The organism is Pseudoalteromonas sp. APC 3495 (genome assembly GCF_030407645.1).
Taxonomy (GTDB): Bacteria; Pseudomonadota; Gammaproteobacteria; order Enterobacterales; family Alteromonadaceae; genus Pseudoalteromonas; species Pseudoalteromonas tetraodonis.
This window is the reverse complement of sequence record NZ_JASDDA010000004.1, coordinates 15055-32775: the sequence shown is the minus strand read 5'-3', so window position 1 is coordinate 32775 and position 17721 is coordinate 15055. Positions and strand designations below refer to the sequence as shown.

The 17721-nt window shown below is 41.1% G+C and carries 18 protein-coding genes and 1 riboswitch; of the genes, 12 read left to right on the top strand and 6 right to left on the bottom strand.

Annotated features, from left to right (window positions below):
* The first annotated feature begins 22 nt into the window (after positions 1-22).
* On the top strand, positions 23-928 hold the full coding sequence (gene rimK, locus QL984_RS02485; protein WP_008110610.1) for a 30S ribosomal protein S6--L-glutamate ligase: 906 nt from the start codon (positions 23-25) through the stop codon (positions 926-928).
* Positions 915-1973, top strand: coding sequence for a succinylglutamate desuccinylase/aspartoacylase family protein (locus QL984_RS02480; protein ID WP_008110612.1), 1059 nt, complete (start codon positions 915-917; stop codon positions 1971-1973). The genes rimK and QL984_RS02480 overlap by 14 nt, the downstream gene beginning before the upstream one ends.
* 98 nt (positions 1974-2071) lie before the next feature.
* On the opposite strand, the gene QL984_RS02475 is transcribed toward QL984_RS02480, so the two are convergent.
* The 4 genes from QL984_RS02475 to recQ all read right to left on the bottom strand — a co-directional run bounded on the left by QL984_RS02475 (position 2072) and on the right by recQ (position 6675).
* A complete protein-coding gene (locus QL984_RS02475; RefSeq protein WP_013465831.1) occupies positions 2072-2647 on the bottom strand; it encodes a mechanosensitive ion channel domain-containing protein in 576 nt (191 codons plus the stop codon).
* Positions 2648-2712: 65 nt separating this feature from the next.
* The gene (locus tag QL984_RS02470; protein ID WP_058155229.1) at positions 2713-4431 is read right to left on the bottom strand and encodes an outer membrane protein assembly factor; all 1719 of its coding nucleotides are present in this window, start codon (positions 4429-4431) and stop codon (positions 2713-2715) included.
* Positions 4432-4559: 128 nt separating this feature from the next.
* Positions 4560-4844 carry a DUF3630 family protein gene (locus QL984_RS02465; RefSeq protein ID WP_008110618.1) on the bottom strand — a complete coding sequence of 95 codons (285 nt, stop codon included), beginning with the start codon at positions 4842-4844 and terminating at the stop codon, positions 4560-4562.
* Positions 4845-4851: 7 nt separating this feature from the next.
* Positions 4852-6675, bottom strand: a complete 1824-nt coding sequence (gene recQ, locus QL984_RS02460; protein ID WP_028835655.1) for a DNA helicase RecQ — start codon at positions 6673-6675, stop codon at positions 4852-4854.
* 151 nt (positions 6676-6826) lie between these two features.
* Between recQ and QL984_RS02455 the strand changes: the two genes are divergently transcribed.
* Both QL984_RS02455 and rarD read left to right on the top strand, forming a co-directional pair.
* Positions 6827-7282, top strand: a complete 456-nt coding sequence (locus QL984_RS02455; protein ID WP_028835656.1) for a thioesterase family protein — start codon at positions 6827-6829, stop codon at positions 7280-7282.
* 51 nt (positions 7283-7333) lie between these two features.
* Positions 7334-8254, top strand: coding sequence for an EamA family transporter RarD (gene rarD, locus QL984_RS02450; RefSeq protein WP_058155227.1), 921 nt, complete (start codon positions 7334-7336; stop codon positions 8252-8254).
* Between the two features lie 5 nt (positions 8255-8259).
* Here rarD and QL984_RS02445 read toward each other — a convergent pair whose 3' ends face one another.
* Both QL984_RS02445 and QL984_RS02440 read right to left on the bottom strand, forming a co-directional pair.
* Complete coding sequence (locus QL984_RS02445; protein WP_028835658.1) at positions 8260-9492, bottom strand: response regulator; 1233 nt, start codon at positions 9490-9492, stop codon at positions 8260-8262.
* Positions 9493-9578: 86 nt separating this feature from the next.
* Positions 9579-9953, bottom strand: a complete 375-nt coding sequence (locus QL984_RS02440; protein WP_128583161.1) for a DUF413 domain-containing protein — start codon at positions 9951-9953, stop codon at positions 9579-9581.
* Positions 9954-10042: 89 nt separating this feature from the next.
* Between QL984_RS02440 and QL984_RS02435 the strand changes: the two genes are divergently transcribed.
* From QL984_RS02435 to ung, 8 genes are all read left to right on the top strand, one after another.
* Positions 10043-10912: a LysR family transcriptional regulator gene (locus tag QL984_RS02435; protein WP_013465823.1), complete on the top strand. Its 870-nt coding sequence runs from the start codon at positions 10043-10045 to the stop codon at positions 10910-10912.
* Between the two features lie 163 nt (positions 10913-11075).
* Positions 11076-12005, top strand: a complete 930-nt coding sequence (locus QL984_RS02430; protein WP_033102554.1) for a porin — start codon at positions 11076-11078, stop codon at positions 12003-12005.
* 61 nt (positions 12006-12066) lie between these two features.
* A riboswitch (cobalamin riboswitch) is annotated at positions 12067-12191 on the top strand.
* Positions 12192-12269: 78 nt separating this feature from the next.
* Positions 12270-13082 carry an ABC transporter ATP-binding protein gene (locus tag QL984_RS02425; protein ID WP_128583162.1) on the top strand — a complete coding sequence of 271 codons (813 nt, stop codon included), beginning with the start codon at positions 12270-12272 and terminating at the stop codon, positions 13080-13082.
* Position 13083: 1 nt separating this feature from the next.
* Positions 13084-14094 carry an iron ABC transporter permease gene (locus QL984_RS02420; RefSeq protein WP_028835661.1) on the top strand — a complete coding sequence of 337 codons (1011 nt, stop codon included), beginning with the start codon at positions 13084-13086 and terminating at the stop codon, positions 14092-14094.
* A complete protein-coding gene (locus QL984_RS02415; protein ID WP_128583163.1) occupies positions 14094-15575 on the top strand; it encodes a cobyric acid synthase in 1482 nt (493 codons plus the stop codon). Before QL984_RS02420 ends, QL984_RS02415 begins: the two co-directional genes overlap by 1 nt.
* Positions 15568-16167 (top strand): cob(I)yrinic acid a,c-diamide adenosyltransferase, encoded by a 600-nt coding sequence (gene cobO / locus QL984_RS02410; RefSeq protein WP_028835663.1) that lies wholly within the window; start codon positions 15568-15570, stop codon positions 16165-16167. Before QL984_RS02415 ends, cobO begins: the two co-directional genes overlap by 8 nt.
* The gene (locus QL984_RS02405) at positions 16167-17015 is read left to right on the top strand and encodes a cobalamin-binding protein (RefSeq protein WP_064663499.1); all 849 of its coding nucleotides are present in this window, start codon (positions 16167-16169) and stop codon (positions 17013-17015) included. Before cobO ends, QL984_RS02405 begins: the two co-directional genes overlap by 1 nt.
* Positions 17012-17674 carry a uracil-DNA glycosylase gene (gene ung, locus QL984_RS02400; protein ID WP_033102558.1) on the top strand — a complete coding sequence of 221 codons (663 nt, stop codon included), beginning with the start codon at positions 17012-17014 and terminating at the stop codon, positions 17672-17674. The genes QL984_RS02405 and ung overlap by 4 nt, the downstream gene beginning before the upstream one ends.
* The last annotated feature ends 47 nt before the right edge of the window (positions 17675-17721 follow it).

The following is a 17721-nucleotide window of genomic DNA, read 5'->3' as shown; positions in this document are numbered from 1 at the left end:
TAATTTAGTTAAGGTTTTAACTATGAAAATTGGTATTTTATCTCGCAACAAAAATTTATATTCAACGCGTCGTTTAATTGAAGCGGCTGAGCAACGTGGTCATGAAGTAAAAGTGATTAACGCGCTACGTTGTTATATGAATATAAACTCAGATCAACCTGAAATCCATTACCGCGGCGAAAACCTAAAAGATTTTGATGCCATTGTTCCGCGTATTGGCGCATCAGTTACTTTTTATGGCTGTTCTGTATTACGCCAGTTTGAAATGATGGGTGTTTATCCGGTTAATGAATCTGTGGCTATTTCTCGTTCGCGCGATAAATTACGTTCTCTACAATTATTATCACGCAAAGGCGTAGGCATGCCAGTAACAGGCTTTGCTAGCAAGCCAGATGACGTAAAAGACTTACTCGAAATGGTAGGTGGCGCACCGGTCGTTATTAAGCTACTTGAGGGCACTCAAGGTATTGGTGTGGTACTTGCTGAAACACGTAAAGCCGCTGAAAGTGTTATTGAAGCGTTTATGGGTTTAAAAGCCAATATCATGGTACAAGAATATATTAAAGAAGCGGGTGGTGCGGATATTCGTTGCTTTGTACTCGGAGATAAAGTGATTGCTGCAATGAAACGTCAAGCACAAGAAGGTGAGTTCCGCTCAAACCTTCACCGTGGTGGTAGCGCTACACTGGTGCGTATTACGCCAGAAGAGCGTAAAACAGCGGTTGCAGCGGCAAAAGCAATGGGCTTAAACGTTGCTGGCGTTGACTTACTTCGCTCATCTCGTGGTCCTTTGGTTATGGAAGTAAATTCATCGCCAGGTCTTGAAGGGATTGAAGTGGCAACAGGTAAAGACATTGCGGGCATGGTGATTGATTTCATCGAGAAAAATGCTGCAAGTAAAGGAACGGCAACTCGTGGCAAAGGTTAAAATTAACCGACCTTTCACCCTATTAGGTGAAAGTATTGGTGTAGGTGAACGTAAAACACTCGCGCTAGAAGCTGCAAAGCTTTACACCCATTCACCGCTTAATATTCCTATTGAAGTGGTTAACGGTGTAATGGAAGGCCCTGTATTGATGGTGTGTGCGGCTATACACGGCGACGAACTAAATGGGGTTGAGGTTGTGCGCCAGTTACTGGCTAAAATCGACCCTAATCAGCTGCGTGGTACATTAATTGCGGTCCCGATTGTGAATGTATTTGGTTTTATTCATAAATCGCGTTATCTGCCCGATCGCCGTGATATGAACCGAAGTTTTCCGGGGTCTGAGCGTGGTTCATTAGCAGGTCGCATGGCGTATATGTTTTTTAACCAAGTAGCTGTGCATTGTACGCATATTATTGATTTGCATACGGGGGCGATTCACCGTACTAACTTACCGCAAATTCGCGCTAATTTAGCCGATGAAGCAACAGCGCAAATGGCTAAAGCCTTTGGTACGCCTGCGGTTATAGATGCGTCATTACGTAATGGCTCGCTGCGTAGTGAAGCCGCTAATTTAGGTATACCTGTTATTACTTATGAGGCGGGTGAAGCACTACGCTTTGACCCTATTGCGATTGCTGCAGGCGTGCAAGGGGTTGATTATGTTATGCGACATTTAAAAATGATACGCGGTAAACGCCCTAAAAAACTGCCTGATCCTGTGATTGCAAGTTCAACTAGTTGGGTACGTGCTGAAGTAGACGGCATAGTAAGAGCGCAAGTATCGTTAGGTGAGCGAGTAATGAAAGGCCAAGTGCTTGCTTATATTAGCAGTCCGCTTGGCGATTCAGAACTTGAACTCCTTGCTCCTCGAAGCGGTATTATTATTGGCCAGCAGACCATGCCACTGGTAAATGAAGGCGATGCCGTATTCCATATTGCTTATTTTGCGCATGCAAATAGTTTGGTAGAGCAGCAGTTAGAAACGTTTATTGATGAGATAAATGATTTAGATGATGAGCTGAAAACGGCTGAACTAAATAATTAATACCAATTTGCTCAATTAAGTGAATTGATATGACTCTATCTGTAGATATAAAAAACCGCCTTAGTTTTAAGCTAACGCGGTTTTTTAATAGGTGTTGTTTAGCTACGCGGTTTAGGGCCAATAATGCGTTTAATTTTAGGCGCTTTTGTTGGTTTAGGCTCCGTATTAAGCACTAACACCGGGCGGGTAACAAATAAGTTATTAGGGTAAATCACTCTGTGGCCATCAACGTGTTCGAGTAAGACATTCATCAGCCCCATTTCAATAATACGCCCTTCAATGGCGTTGGCTCCATCCACAATTCTTACCCAATAACCTACACGGCAGTCATTTTGAATAAACATCAGTAAAAACGCGGTTAAGTTACTCAGCAATGACCATGCCGCAAATAATGCAACGCCTAGCATGGCAAATAAAGAAGAGCCTAATACCAGTAAACCACGCAGTTCTATTCCCCAAAAAACTAATACTAAACACAGCATCACAAAGGCGAGTATTATTTTTAGTAGTAGCTCTGCACGGTACTTTCGGTGTAAATCGATTTTACCTCTGATAGCTTTTTCGAGTAATTTTTTAGTTACTTTTAATAGTAGCGGAAAGCTCAAAAGGGCAATCACGGTCACGATAAGTTTATATTGTGTGCCCAAAAGCTCTAAAAGGGTGATTAATTCCAAAATGTACTCTCACAATAATGATAGGCGCAAAGTGTAACGTTTAACGTAGGCGCGCAGTAGTGATTTTAAAAAGAATTTTTGACGCTGAGCAGCCATTGTACCGAGTCAACATCATCATATTTATTTAGCGGCGCGGCTATATCAAGGTGGATCATGGTACCCGCATTGGCACGACTTGGCGCAAGGCGCAAACCTAAGCCCACATTTTTTAGCACTGGGGTGTTCTCAACTTGATACTGAGTGTTCGAGTCGTTGTTATACCAAGCTCGACCAATATCTAAAAAGGCCGCCCCTCCCACTTTAAACAGCTGTAGTAAGTCATATTCCCAGTAATAGCGCTTTTCTAAACTGACTAAAAAACTCCGATCCCCATGTTGAAATTCCATAGGATAGCCACGAAGTCCAGTTTCGCCCCCTAGGGTGAGCTGTTTATCATTAGTGAGGTTTTTTGCGTATTGCAGCCTTGCTTTTACATACCAAGATTGATCAATACTGGTATTTAAATAATATTGAATTTGGCTAGTAGTGAGCAAGTTTTCGAGCTGTTTTTTCTCGTTATTCCAATAGCCTTGAATATCTGCATGAAAACGCCAAAGGGTATGGTTTGTGCTAAAATGGGCTTTGTTAAAATTAAACGAGTACACAGCGCGGCTATCGTCGTTACTCATTGATTCATCGGAGTAGCCCAGGGTGGCTTTGATATTCCAGCCTAAATTTAAATCCTCAGTACGATAAATACTGTCAAAGTTACGTACTTTTATAAAGTTATCTTCAAACCAATGGCCGCTGATGTAGGGGTAACTTAAGCTTCTGTTTTCAGCCACTGCTGTAGTGGTAGAATCAATCGCTTTGAAAGTGTGTTGCTCATCAATATAACCAAGGCTCAAGCGCTGGGTCCAGTTATGACTAAGGGCTTTAGAATGGCCAAAAAACACCTGGTTTAGGTCGGTTTTTTGTTCAAACTCACTAAACTTTTCACCTCTGATGTATAAGGCTTCTTCTCGTTGGGTTGAGTAACTCAAGGCGCCATAACTATAGGGCGTATCGATGGCATAAAACGGGTAGGTTAGTTCAACTAAATGACTTTTACCGTCGCTGTTGTCGGCATACTCTAAACGCCCTCGGTAGCGAGTTGATAAGATATTAGGATCATCGTAAACAAATAAATAACCATTTCGGTCACTGTCTGTTTTACGTGCAAACGATAACCGTTTGCCCCAACCAAATAAGTTAGATTCGCGAAAACCAATACTTGATTTATTTTCACCACCACTACGGCTAAAACTAAGTTCGGGCAGTAAAGTCCATAAGTCTCGAGTAATTACTGTTACATCAATATTTCCATCACAATTTTCGTCAGCAATAATTTGTGCATCATATAAATAACTTTGTTTTCTCAGTAACCGCTCAGATTCGGCCAGCGCTTTTGGATTAAAGGTATCGCCTGACTTAAACAGTAAAATACTCTTAATTACCTCAGGCTCGGTTTGTATGTGCGCCCGATTGGCAAAACGAAATAATGCATTGTTTTCAGCCTCTAGTTCAGTATTAAATACATTAAGCTGTTGCAAAGTAATGGAGGCAATTTTAGTGTTACTTTGTGCTGTGAGTGTTGGAGTTTGAGATGTAATTTGACGACGCAAATTATTTTCATGAGTTTGTGATGAGTCGTCACTAGGGCAGCTTTGGGCTAGTGGCGCTTCTTGCGCGCAAACGCTGAGCATAAACATACTCGAAATAGAAAGGCTAAAACAACTACGTGCAATCCATTTTCTATTTAACATTGACCCTCTTTAGCGCTATTTTGCAAAATAAAACACTTACTCTTAGCTTACATCATTGTTATTGATATGTAAGTAAAAGACAGATTTAGTTTTATTTTTATAGCGATTATAAGGTATTAGCTATGCATTTAAGTTAAATAAAATGTTAACGCTGCCAATAGGTTGTCGGCATCTTGTCCTTCACCATTAATCCACACACTTTGGCTGTAATGCTCAAAATTTAAATTAAATGTGTGGTTAGCATAGTTAAAACGCAGTTGATGACGATCTGCCCCAGCGGCATACTCATTAATGCTAATTTCATCGCTGTGCAAAAATAACGTTCCCCACAATTCAAAGTCTTCATCGTGCGGCAGCTCTGTCGGTTTAATAATAATACATTGATGTGTGTGATCGTATTCAAGTTCGGTCATAAGGGGCTTATTGCGTTGCTAGGTAATGTCGAATTGCGGTTAAAAACTCACCGCCATACTTGTTTAATTTAGTAAAACCAACCCCCGACACTTTTAAAAATTCACTGTCGTTAGTGGGCATAAGCTGCGCCATTTCGGCTAGCGTTTTATCGTTAAATACTACATAAGGCGGCACATCATCGGCATCGGCTAATTCTTTACGTAATGCACGCAGGCGAGCGAATAGTTTTTTATCGTAATTAAACTGCGCTAACTTATCCTGATAAACGTGTTTAGCTTGTAAGCGAGGCTCGGCCAATTGCAGCGCATATTCACCTTTTAAAATAGCGCGTGCAGCTTCAGTTAAACGCAATGAAGCGCCTTGGGTTATATCTTGGCTTAATAGCCCTTGATGAATAAGTTGGCGTAAAATACTAAGCCAAAATTCACTGCTTTTATCTTTACCTATGCCATAGGTACTAAGTTCATGGTGATTGTTATCACGAATGCGGCTAGTATTCGCGCCGCGTAATAACTCTACAATGTAACCTAACCCAAATCGTTGTTGCGCGCGATACACACATGAAAGCGCTTGCTGTGCGACTAATGTGCCATCAAAACTTTTAGGTGGATTTAAGCAAATGTCACAGTTCCCACAGGGCTCGCGTTGGTACTCACTAAAGTAGTTCAATAATATTTGACGACGACACGTTTGTGCTTCGGCAAAGCTGGCCATGGCATTAAAGCGCTGCTCTTCTACGCGGCGGCGTTGTTCATCGTCAATATCTTCAAAAAAGCGTCTAACTCGGCCTATATCGGCAGGGTCAAAATACATGATGGCCTCTGCAGCCAGTCCATCTCGTCCAGCACGGCCTGTTTCTTGGTAATAAGCTTCAATACTTTTTGGAATGTCGTAATGCAGAACAAAGCGTACGTTAGGCTTGTTAATTCCCATACCAAAGGCAACGGTGGCAACCACAATTTGAATATCGTCACGGGCAAATCCGGTTTGCACAAACTGACGTTGCTCGTTACTCATTCCCGCATGGTAAGCGGCAGCATTAAGGCCTGCATCAGCAAGCTTTTCAGCTATATCATCAACACGTTTACGACTGGTGCAATAAATAATACCACTTTGATTTTTTTGCTCTTTTAAATAACGCAGTAATTGCACCATAGGTTTAAATTTTTCTTCTATGGTGTAACGAATATTAGGGCGATCAAAACTGCCGGTATGAATGTAGGGCTGTTGTAGCTTGAGTTGCTCAACAATATCAAAGCGAGTCGCTTTATCGGCAGTGGCAGTGAGTGCCATCATAGGCACATGTGCAAAGCGTTGTTTAAGCTCATTTAAACGAAAATAATGCGGTCTAAAATCGTGACCCCAATGAGAAACACAGTGTGCTTCATCAATAGCAAACAAGCTAACATTCAAATGAGAGAGCCGTTCTAAAAAATCGCGTTGTAGCACTTTTTCAGGAGCTACATAAAGTAGCTTTATCAGCCCTTGATGCAATTGCTGATACACTAATTGTTGTTCTTCGCGAGCTAGGCTGTTATTGACATAAGCGGCCTTAACTCCCAGTGCTTGTAACTGGGTGACTTGATCTTGCATTAAAGAGATCAGCGGAGAAATAACAATGGTGACTCCCTCTAATACCAACGCGGGTATTTGGTAACACACCGATTTACCACCACCGGTGGGCAGTAATACTAATGAATCTTGGCCATTAATGGCGGCATCAATTACTGCACTTTGACCGTCGCGAAATTCACTGTAACCAAACACTTGTTTGAGTACAGTTTCGGGTTTACGCACAAGCGTATTAGGAGAAGGAGTTAGTGTATTCATCGGCGCTATTTTAGTGGTTTTTTATCAGGATGTCTTTAGCTTTCATTACTTGGTACACACATCTGTAGTGATAAACTAAAATCTGCAGGGGGTTACAATAGCCTCAAGCTGTGCTTTACTCATCGTACCACTAAAAACATAGAGAATAATAATGAATAAAGAAATGTTGATCGATCAAGTAGGGGCGCTGTTTGTTAATAACATGCCCTTTAACCAGTTTTTAAAAATAGCAGTAGAGTCACTTAGTACTGAACAAGCTAAAATATCATTTCCTTGGCAAGACGTATTAATTGGCAATCCGGCGCAAAAGATTCTTCACGGTGGAGTGATTTCTGCGGTGCTCGACAATGTAGGCGGAATGCTTGCTGCAGCAAGTGTAATAGGAAAACTAGACGATGCCGACTTACCCAGTGTGCATAAAAAGTTAGCAACACTGGGCACCATAGATTTACGTACCGATTATTTACGCCCAGGTAAAGGGGAGGTATTTATTGCCAGCGCCACACTTATTCGCTCAGGAAATAAAGTGTGCGTGTGCCGGATGGAGTTACATAACGAGCAGTCGGTACAAATAGCGTTTGGAACGGGCACGTATTTAGTTGGCTAAAAAGTGAGAGGGGGTTAAACTTACGGCCTTTTAAATCATCAAGTGGTTACTATGTCGATTGATACCGAGCAGCGAAAGGGCGCCATTTTTGCCTGCCTCGCCTTTTTTATGTGGGGCTTAGCACCCATTTATTTTAAGATGATCCAACATGTATCAGCATTTGAAATTTTAATGCATCGTGTTATTTGGTCAGTGATGTTTCTTATTTTGGTGGTGAGTGTGCTCAACTACTGGGATAAAATTAAACGCATTTTAATCCAACCTAAATTAATTCTGATGCTAGTTGTTACCTCGACCTTACTGGGATTTAACTGGGGGTTGTTTATATGGGCTATTAATAACAACCACATGCTAGATGCCAGCTTAGGCTACTATATCAATCCTTTGTTAAATGTATTACTTGGTATGGTGTTTTTAAACGAGCGGTTACGTAAGTTGCAAGGAGCTGCTGTTGCCTTGGCTTTTACAGGTGTTTTATTACAGTTAATTAGTTTTGGTTCATTTCCGGTTGTGGCATTTTCGTTAGCGACTTCTTTTGCGTTATATGGCCTATTACGTAAAAAACTACAGGTTGATGCCCTGCCTGGGATTTTAATTGAGGCATTAATATTATTACCGGTGGCACTGACCTATTGGTGGTTAATGGTGCCGACTGAAACGTCTAATTTACCAGCGAATGATTGGCTAACTAATGCGCTATTAGTAAGTGCAGGTATAGTGACTACGCTACCATTGCTGTGTTTTACCGGCGCGGCTAAGCGACTGCAATACACAACGCTTGGGTTTTTTCAGTACATAGGGCCTAGCTTAATGTTTATTTTAGCAGTGGTGTTTTATGGTGAAGTGTTTGATGCTGAGCGTGTAATTACCTTTGCGTGTATTTGGAGTGCACTGGCTATTTTTAGTTGGGATTCATACCATCAGTCGCGTAAACGCAGAAAAGCAGCCATTGTCGCCTCAGGTGTGGTTTAGTTAAACTAAACCACTTTATTACGCCCCGACTCTTTGGCTTTGTAGAGCTTTAAGTCGGCTTGTTTTAATAGTTCGTCAATTTGATAGGTTTCACTGTGGCTGAAGCCTATCGACAGCGTAAACTTGATTTGTGCTTGGCTAAACTCATGGCTATTAAGCTCAATAAATAATCGAAAACTTTCTAGTCGTTTTAGTGCTTCTTGCTCGGTCAGTTCAGTAAAAAATACCGCAAATTCTTCTCCGCCTAAACGGGCAACCAATTGGTTTTCAAAATATTTATTAAAGCATACCGCCAGCCCTTTAAGCACTTCATCTCCGGCATCATGGCCATAGGTATCATTAATAGCTTTAAAATGGTCAATATCAAGCATAGCTAACATGGCTGGTGCTTTTGCTTTTTTAAACTGCTTTAATGACTTGTTAGCCTCTTCAAAAAAGTAACGACGATTAGGGAGTTTAGTTAAGTAATCTGTATTGGCTTGTCGTTTTATAGTTTCGATATGCTCTAGCATATCGACGTTTTGGCTTAACCGGCAGTAAAATTCTTCACTGTTAAATGGTTTGTATAAATAGTCATTTGCTCCATTTTTTAAAAATAAGGCAGATAAATTAGACGAAGTAGCGCCTGAAATACCAATAATGGCTTTTTCGTTATTACTATAAATGCGTCTAATTTCATTACATAGCTCAATACCGCCCATATTAGGCATTTCTTTGTCGGTAATAATCACAGAAATATCGGGGGTGCTTTCAAGCTCTTTAAGCGCCTCTAGGCCATCGGCTGCTTGTAATATTTGATATTTGTGACGTGTTAATAAACTACATATGTATTGGCGTGTTGACGCAGAGTCATCAACAACCAATACTTTTACATGCTTATTGCGAGGTAGGCGGTAAAGCTGCTTTTCTAAATACTCGTAGGCTTGTTTATTGCCTTTGATGATGTAATCAATAATGGGGTATTTTTCAACGGTATCACGGGTATGCTTATCGATATTGCCTGTCATCACTATGGTAGGAATATCTGCTGCAATGGTGCATGGAACCGCTTCACCTTGTGGCGCGTCAGGTAATATAAAGTCGACCACTGCGCAAAAGTAATGGTGCTTACTTATAAGCTCTTTAGTCTCAGCCAAGGATTGAGCAATATCAACCTCGTAGCCGACTTTTTGCGCGATATGCTTTTGCACTCGCGCAATAGTCGGAGTGTCTTCAACAATAAGTATTCTGTGCGTCACGTAACAGCCTTGTTTAAATTTTGCAAAAGTGTTTGCTTATACAAGTTGTAACTGCTAAAACGCCAAAAAGCAACTATTGTAGTGACTTATAGATTGTCTGCCTCAGAATAATAATCTTGGCTTATTGGTGTTGGCCCTGAAATTTTTGAGCGTCCAAATAATGTATGGAATTTTGTTTTGCAGGTTGTTAACTTTAAATATTTAACCCATGCTCGCTCAATTGGGTTACTTGGCTCTATTGCGCCACTAACCGCATTTACAAATTGTTGCTGATGTTCGTTTTGTGGCTCAACTGTTTTGTTATACAGGCTTTTTAAAACAACACCGTGCTGTTCTAAAATACTTGCCTCTAACAGGGTAAAGTGTCCGCTGCGGCTAAATCCGCGTGGAAAGTTTTGGTCATCATAAAATTGACGTTGACTTACGAATGCTTGACGAAGTAGTGAAATATCATTGCTCATAGCTGTACCCTCATACCAATTATTAGCTGGAGTATGGGACATAATCGCTATTTTTTTAAACAAAAAATTTTTATCGTGAGGATAAAAAATTGGACATAGATTTATTAAAAACATTTGTCGAAGTGGTGCGTACTCGCCATTTTGGTAAAGCGGCAGAAAACCTATACATAACGCAGTCTGCGGTGAGTTTTAGAATTCGCCAATTAGAGCAGGGCTTAGGCGTAAATTTATTTATTCGTCAGCGTAATAATATTCAACTCACCGCCCCAGGTGAGCGCTTGTTACCGCATGCGCAAATGATTATTACCGGCATGCAAAGAGCCAAAGTTGATGTTGCTCTTGCAGATAATATGCATAAGCAAATTAGTTTAGCAGGTACGCCTAATATTTGGGATGCATTTTTACAGTTTGGTATTACAAATATTGTATCGGCTATGCCTGGTGTATCGCTGGTGGCAGAAGTGAAAGCGCAACAAGAAAGCACTCGCTTATTGTTGGAGCGCACGCTTGATTTAGCTATTTTATTTGATCCTCCTAAAGTTGATGAACTTGTGGTTGAACGTATTTGTGAACTGCCTATTATTCCGGTGAGTGGTTACGATACGGCAACCAGTGATAACTTTTTTGATAATCAATATGTGTATGTTGATTGGGGAACCACGTTTTCTCTTTGGCATGCGCGTCAGTTTACCGGTAAAACACCGCCTTATTTTAGAACCAGTACAGGGCGTATAGCGCTTGATTTAATACTGCAATGTGGCGGTAGTGCGTTTATTCCACAGGTATTAGTTAAAGATCATTTAGAAAAAGGCGAACTTTTTCATGTAAAAGGGGTAGAAAATACCTCAAGAGATGTATTTGTTGCCTATCATAGAGATAACGAACAGAAAGAGTTAATAGAAACCTTGGTTAATTTGTTGTCGCAAATGACACCGAGTTTATTGAAACAAAGTAAGTAGTCGGTAGGCAGTTTATTTTACATGTTATTTTGATTTCAGATTTAATGCAGATTTATTAACTTAAAAAGACAAAAATGTGTCCTTTGTAATATTTTTGTCATTTAGTGGTGACACACTGCTGCTGTTTTAAAAATTAGTCTATTGTGATTATCGAGGAAATAACATGAAATTTGCAAAATCGAGCTTATGCTTAGCCCTACTTAGTGGTTTATCTTTTAATGCACTTGCAGAGGTAGATATTTACGGTAAAGCAAATGTAACCGTTCAATCATCTGACGATGGTGAAGGATCGTTTACTGAAATTAAAAGTAATGCATCTCGTTTCGGACTTAAAGGGTCTGAAAAAATTTCAGACGGTTTAGAAGCGGTTTATAAGTTTGAATTTCAGGTTGATGTGTCTGATGCCGATTCTAAAGGTGATGACGACAATATTTCAGCGCGTAATCAATATGTGGGCTTTAAAGGCGGATTCGGTCAGGTTGTGATAGGCCGCAACGACACCGCGCTTAAGCAAGCGCAGGGGAAACTAGATCTTTTCAACGATCTTGAAGGTGATATAAAAAATACCTTTAAAGGTGAAAATCGTTTAGGTAACTCAGTATCTTATGCTTCAAACTCATATGAAGGTTTTAAAGTATTAGCGTCATTTATTGCAGAAGACGACGTAGATGCCAAAAATGGCTACTCAGTGGCGTTAACTTACGGTGATGCAGGCCTTAAAAAGAGCGCAGTATATGCTGCCATTGCTGCTGATAGCGAAGTAAATGGTTACGATGTAGTGCGTGCAACAGTTCAAGGTAAAATTGAAGATTTTAGACTTGGCGCAATGTACCAAACACAAGAAAAAGTAGATGGCAGCGCTGAGGCTGACGGTTACTTAGTGAATGCAGCTTATCTTATGGGTAGCAACACTTTCAAAGTGCAATACCAAACAATGGATTTTGATGACAGCGATGATAAAAGCGCGGTATCGGTAGGTGTTGACCATAAGCTAAACAAAAACCTTAAAGTATTTGGCTTTTACTCAAGCTTTGATATGGACAACAATGTTGACCAAGATTACCTAGGTTTAGGTATGGAATATAAGTTTTAACTAAACCTTAGTTAAAACACTCCCTTTTAACCGCACTCAGTTGAGTGCGGTTTTTTTTTGCTTTAAATTATTTACTTATCTGCGCATAATAGCCAAGCATTTGGAATGAGGTGTAACTCCTCAACTATTCCCGTAACTGTGATCAGTTTTACTGTAAGTCAGATACAAATGCCTTAAAACTTCATATAACGAGCGGGTTAACTCATTTTCTTTTTGGTACGTATTAGTACTGAGTGTGGGTGTTTCCCTGCCTAGGATAATTTTTTGCACACTCACACCTCTTTAAACTTACCGCTTTTAACCGTTAACAACGTTTCTTGGCGAGTGGACAATACATTAATTCTTAAGCACATTAATGTGAGCATTGAGCGTGGTAAATTTATTGGTTTAATTGGCCCTAATGGGGCAGGAAAGTCGAGTTTACTGCGGTGCTTATATCGATTTAATCAGCCATCAGCAGGCGACATTAAATTTAACGATACCGATATTTGGCAGCTAAAAAGTGAAGACTATGCCAAGCAAGTTGCGGTAGTGCTACAAGAAACACCGTCGCAATTTAATCTCTCGTTATTCGATGTTGTAGCTCTAGGGCTTACCCCGCATAAAACGCTATTTAGCTCGACCACCCAAGCAGATAAACAAAAAATAGCGCAGGCTATTAGTCGTGTTGGGCTTGAATCTCATAGCAATCAGTCATTTGACTCACTATCTGGCGGTGAAAAGCAACGAGCGCTTATTGCCAGAGCGATTGTGCAGCAACCACAGCTACTCATTATGGATGAACCCACAAGCCACCTTGATGTTAAATATCAAATTCAATTAATGGAGCTGGCTAAATCTTTGGGCATTACTGTGTTTGCTTCATTTCATGATTTAAATTTAGCGGCAGCCATGTGCGATAAGTTAGTGGTTATTAAAAACGGAGAAATCGCTAGCGCGGGAAAGCCTAATAAGGTGATCACCGAGCAAATGCTTGATGAGGTTTTTGGTGTTTGCGCCCAAGTTAATGCTCACCCTCAAACGTCGTCCAATGGTGAGTCTATTCCCCATATTACCTATTATTATGGATACCAATAACATGGCGATTATGTCTAACCATGGTGTGGCGTTAATTATTGCACTGCTATGCGCTGTATTTAGTTTATTTGTGGCATTGAGCTTTGGTGCTGCCCCTACCTCGCTCGCAGATGTATACCATAGCTTAACTTTTTCAAGCGAGGCCTCATTTACCAGCCGCATTATTATTGAATTAAGAATGCCACGTACGTTATTGGCTTTTTTGGCCGGCAGCGGTTTAGCGATTGCTGGATTGATATTACAAACAGTTACTCGTAATCCATTGGCTGACCCTTATTTGTTTGGTATTTCGTCGGGAGCATCATTAGGAGTCGTAGTATTAATGGCTTTTGTTGGAATAGGCGCAGGCATTGCGCTATCAGCAGCAGCCTTAATTGGCAGTTTAGTAGCAATGGGGTTATTAATTTTAATTGCTGGCAGTCAACGCAACGCCCAAGTTGAGTCGATGTTATTGGCTGGGGTGGCCTTATCATTTTTATTTAGCGCCTTTACCAGTTTGTTACTTTATTGGAGCGATCCGCAGGCCGTCGCGGCTATTTTATTTTGGACTTTGGGAAGTTTTGCTAGGGCGCAATGGCCGTCACTGTTATTACCTGCCTTGGTCATCATTACATGTACAGTCATTATGTTAGGCTTTAGACGTCAACTTAATGCCATGTTGTTAGGTGATGAAAGCGCAACAACGCTTGGTGTTCGGGTGCATCGCTTTCGAATTTTAATGCTTATTTTAAGCTCATTGATCACAGCCGTGTTGGTTGCTATGTGTGGCGGAATTGGCTTTGTTGGCTTAATGGTGCCGCACATAGTGCGCTTTTTTATCTCTCAAGGCAGTAGTGTTGGATTGTTAATGACCGGATTAGTCGGGGGCATATTTATGGTATGGGTCGATGTACTGGCACGTTCATTACTCGCTAACCAAGAGCTGCCAATAGGGGTGATCACGGCGGCCATTGGTAGTCTATTCTTTTTAAGTATCTTGTATTTTCGTAAGCGCCAGCTGGTGGGTAAATAATGAAAACATTAATGGTACAAGGTACCACCTCCGATGCGGGTAAAAGCACCTTAGTGGCAGCACTTTGCAGAGTGTTTGCTAACCAAGGGGTTAATGTTGCACCGTTTAAACCACAAAATATGGCGCTCAATAGTGCCGTAACGCACGATGGTGGCGAAATTGGCAGAGCCCAAGCATTACAAGCCATAGCCGCAAAAGTTGAACCTGAAATTGACTTTAACCCTATATTACTCAAACCCAATAGTGATACCGGCGCACAAGTTATTATTCATGGTAGAGCTATCAGCAATATGGAAGCCGATGCTTACCATGACTACAAAAAAGTGGCTATGGATGCAGTATTAACCTCGCATAAGCGTTTAGCTAAACGCTTTGATTTATTACTGGTAGAAGGGGCTGGCAGCCCAGCCGAAATTAATTTACGCGCAAACGATATTGCAAATATGGGTTACGCCGAGCAAGTGGATTGCCCTGTTATTATTATTGCCGATATTGATAAAGGAGGAGTATTTGCGCACTTAGTCGGGACTTTGGCGTTATTAAGCGAGTCTGAGCAAGCACGAGTAAAAGGCTTTGTGATTAACCGTTTTCGTGGTGATATTAGTTTATTACAAGGTGGGCTAGATTGGCTCGAGGAGTACACCGGTAAACCTGTATTAGGGGTATTACCTTACTTGCACGATTTAGCACTTGATGCAGAAGATGCTGTGGCCATAGATAATAATGTGACCGATGCCAGTATAAATATTGCTGTACTGTTATTGCCACATATTAGTAACCATACCGATTTTGATGCTCTGCGATTACACCCGAATATAAATATAACCTACGTGCGCCATACACAAGCAATTCCTGCTGTTGATTTAATTATTGTACCTGGCAGTAAAAATGTACTCAGCGATCTCGCGTTTTTAAAAAATGAAGGCTGGGATCAGCAAATTAAGCGCCATCTACGTTATGGTGGCAAAGTATTGGGTATTTGCGGTGGTATGCAAATGCTGGGCAACACTATCAGTGATCCAAATAGGGTGGAGTCATCGTTGGGGCAAGTGACGGGTTTAGCGCTTAGCGATTTTGATACGCTATTGGGTGAGCAAAAAGTGTTAAGCCGAGTGAGCGCAGTGCTTAATTTAAATGAGCAACAGGTTGCATGTGATGGCTACGAAATACATGCAGGTATTAGTCAAGGAAAGGCGCTCTACAAGCCACTCATTCGCTTTAATAAACACCCCAATGACTTTAAAACCGATGGTTTTGTGAGTGACGATAATGCCATTGCTGGTACCTATTTACATGGCTTGTTTGATAGTCCTGCAGCCACAGAGCAGCTGTTAAAGTGGGTGAAACCAGAAAGTGCAATTAGTGCGATTAGTATAAATGAGCATCGTGAACGCCAGTTAGAACGCTTAGCTGATATGTGTAAAGCGCATTTAAATATTGAACAAATTATTAAAATTTATCAAGGACATAACAATGACTGAATCAACTAACGACAAGCACCAACAGCGCCAACAAAAAGTAAAAGAACAGGTTGACGCGCGAGTAGCCGCAGCGCAACGAGAAAAAGGCATTTTTCAGGTTATTACTGGTAACGGTAAAGGCAAGTCGACTTCTGGCTTTGGTGTGGTTGCACGCTGTGTTGGGCACGGCAAAAAAGCTGCGGTATGTCAGTTTATTAAAGGCACATGGGAGTGTGGTGAGCGTAATTTACTGCAAGGTGCTGGGGTTGAATTTGCTGTTATGAACACCGGGTTTACGTGGGATACGCAAAATAAAGAGGCCGATACCGCGGCAGCGCAAGCAACATGGCAAGAGTCAAAGCGGATGCTAAGCGACAGCAGTATCGATGTGGTATTACTCGATGAACTCACCTATATGGTGACCTATGGTTATATCGACCTAGAGGAAGTGGTTGTTGCTGTAAATAATAGACCGCCTATGCAATCGGTAATTATTACTGGTCGTGCTGCGCATCGCACCTTAATAGAGCTTGCCGATACGGTAAGTGAAGTACGTAATGTAAAACATGCGTTTGAGTCGGGCGTAAAAGCATTGAAAGGCTTTGATTACTAATGTTAAAGCGTATTGTTTTTGGGCTGTTATTGTTTGCTGTTAATGTACCTCAAGCCCTAGCTGACAAGCCGCTTCGTATAGTGGCTTTAGCACCACACATAGTTGAAAATTTATATGCTATTGGTGCTGGTGATTTAATAGTGGGCACGCTGGATTACGCAGATTACCCGCAAGAGGCGACTAAAATTGAGCGTATTGGTGGCTACAATGGCATTTCTATTGAAAAGTTACTCATGCTAAAACCTGACATGGTGATTGCGTGGAAAAGTGGTAATCAGGCTGAAGATTTAGCACAAATAAAGCGTTTAGGAATTGAATTATATTTAAGTGATCCACGTTCTATTGAAGGGGTTGCCTCGGAAATACTAAAACTAGGTCAAATAACGGGTCATATTGAGCAAAGTAAACAAGTAGCCGAGACATTTACGGCCAAACTCAACGCAATTAAAGTTACACAGAAAGATAAAACCACGCTTACTGGGTTTTATCAGTTGTGGCCTGAGCCTATGATGACTGTATCAAAAAATACATGGATCAATCAGTTAATCGAAACTTGCCAAGTAACCAATGTATTTGCAAACAGCGACACAGATTACCCACAAATTAGCATCGAAAACGTGATAGTTACTAAGCCACAAGTTATTATTATTCCTGATGAAAAATCAAAAAGGGTAATGCCTACGGTAAATTGGCAGCAATGGCCTGAAATCCCTGCGGTAAAGTATGAGCAATTTATTAGCGTCAATGCTGATTTATTACATCGGTTTACCCCCAGAATGTTGGATGGATTAGCGCAGATGTGTGACAAAGTAGATATATCTAGAGAATTTATTAAGAGTCAATTATGAGCAACTGGTCATCTTTTTTAAACCATGAACTTAGCCAAACATATATGCAGCAAACCCTTGAATATATTGCGAATAAACGAGCCGAAGGCACAGCTGTATATCCGCCAAAATCACAGGTGTTTAGCGCATTTGATGCAACTCCACTTAGCGACATTAAAGTGGTTATATTAGGTCAAGACCCTTACCATGGAGAAGGGCAAGCGCATGGTTTGTGTTTTTCAGTATTGCCTGAGGTTAAAAAGCTCCCGCCTTCGCTTAAAAACATTTATAAAGAGTTAGTAACTGATATTAATGGCTTTACCACGCCAGAACACGGCTATTTACAAGGCTGGGCAGAGCAAGGTGTATTTTTGCTCAATACAGTATTAACTGTAGAGCAAGGGCAAGCCCATTCCCATAAACACTTAGGTTGGGAGCAATTTACCGATAACGTGATTGCTCATATAAATGAACACTGCCAAGGTGTGGTGTTTATTTTATGGGGCGCACATGCACAAAAAAAAGGTAAAAGTATTGATCGCCAGCGCCATCATGTATTGGCAGGGCCTCATCCTTCGCCGCTTTCAGCGCATCGCGGCTTTTTTGGTTGCCAGCACTTTTCCAAAACCAATGAACTGTTAATAGCGCAAGGGGCGCAGCCCATTAATTGGCAGGTATAGGGTAATAGGCATTAAAAAAGGCTTTCATTTATGAAAGCCTTTTTAGT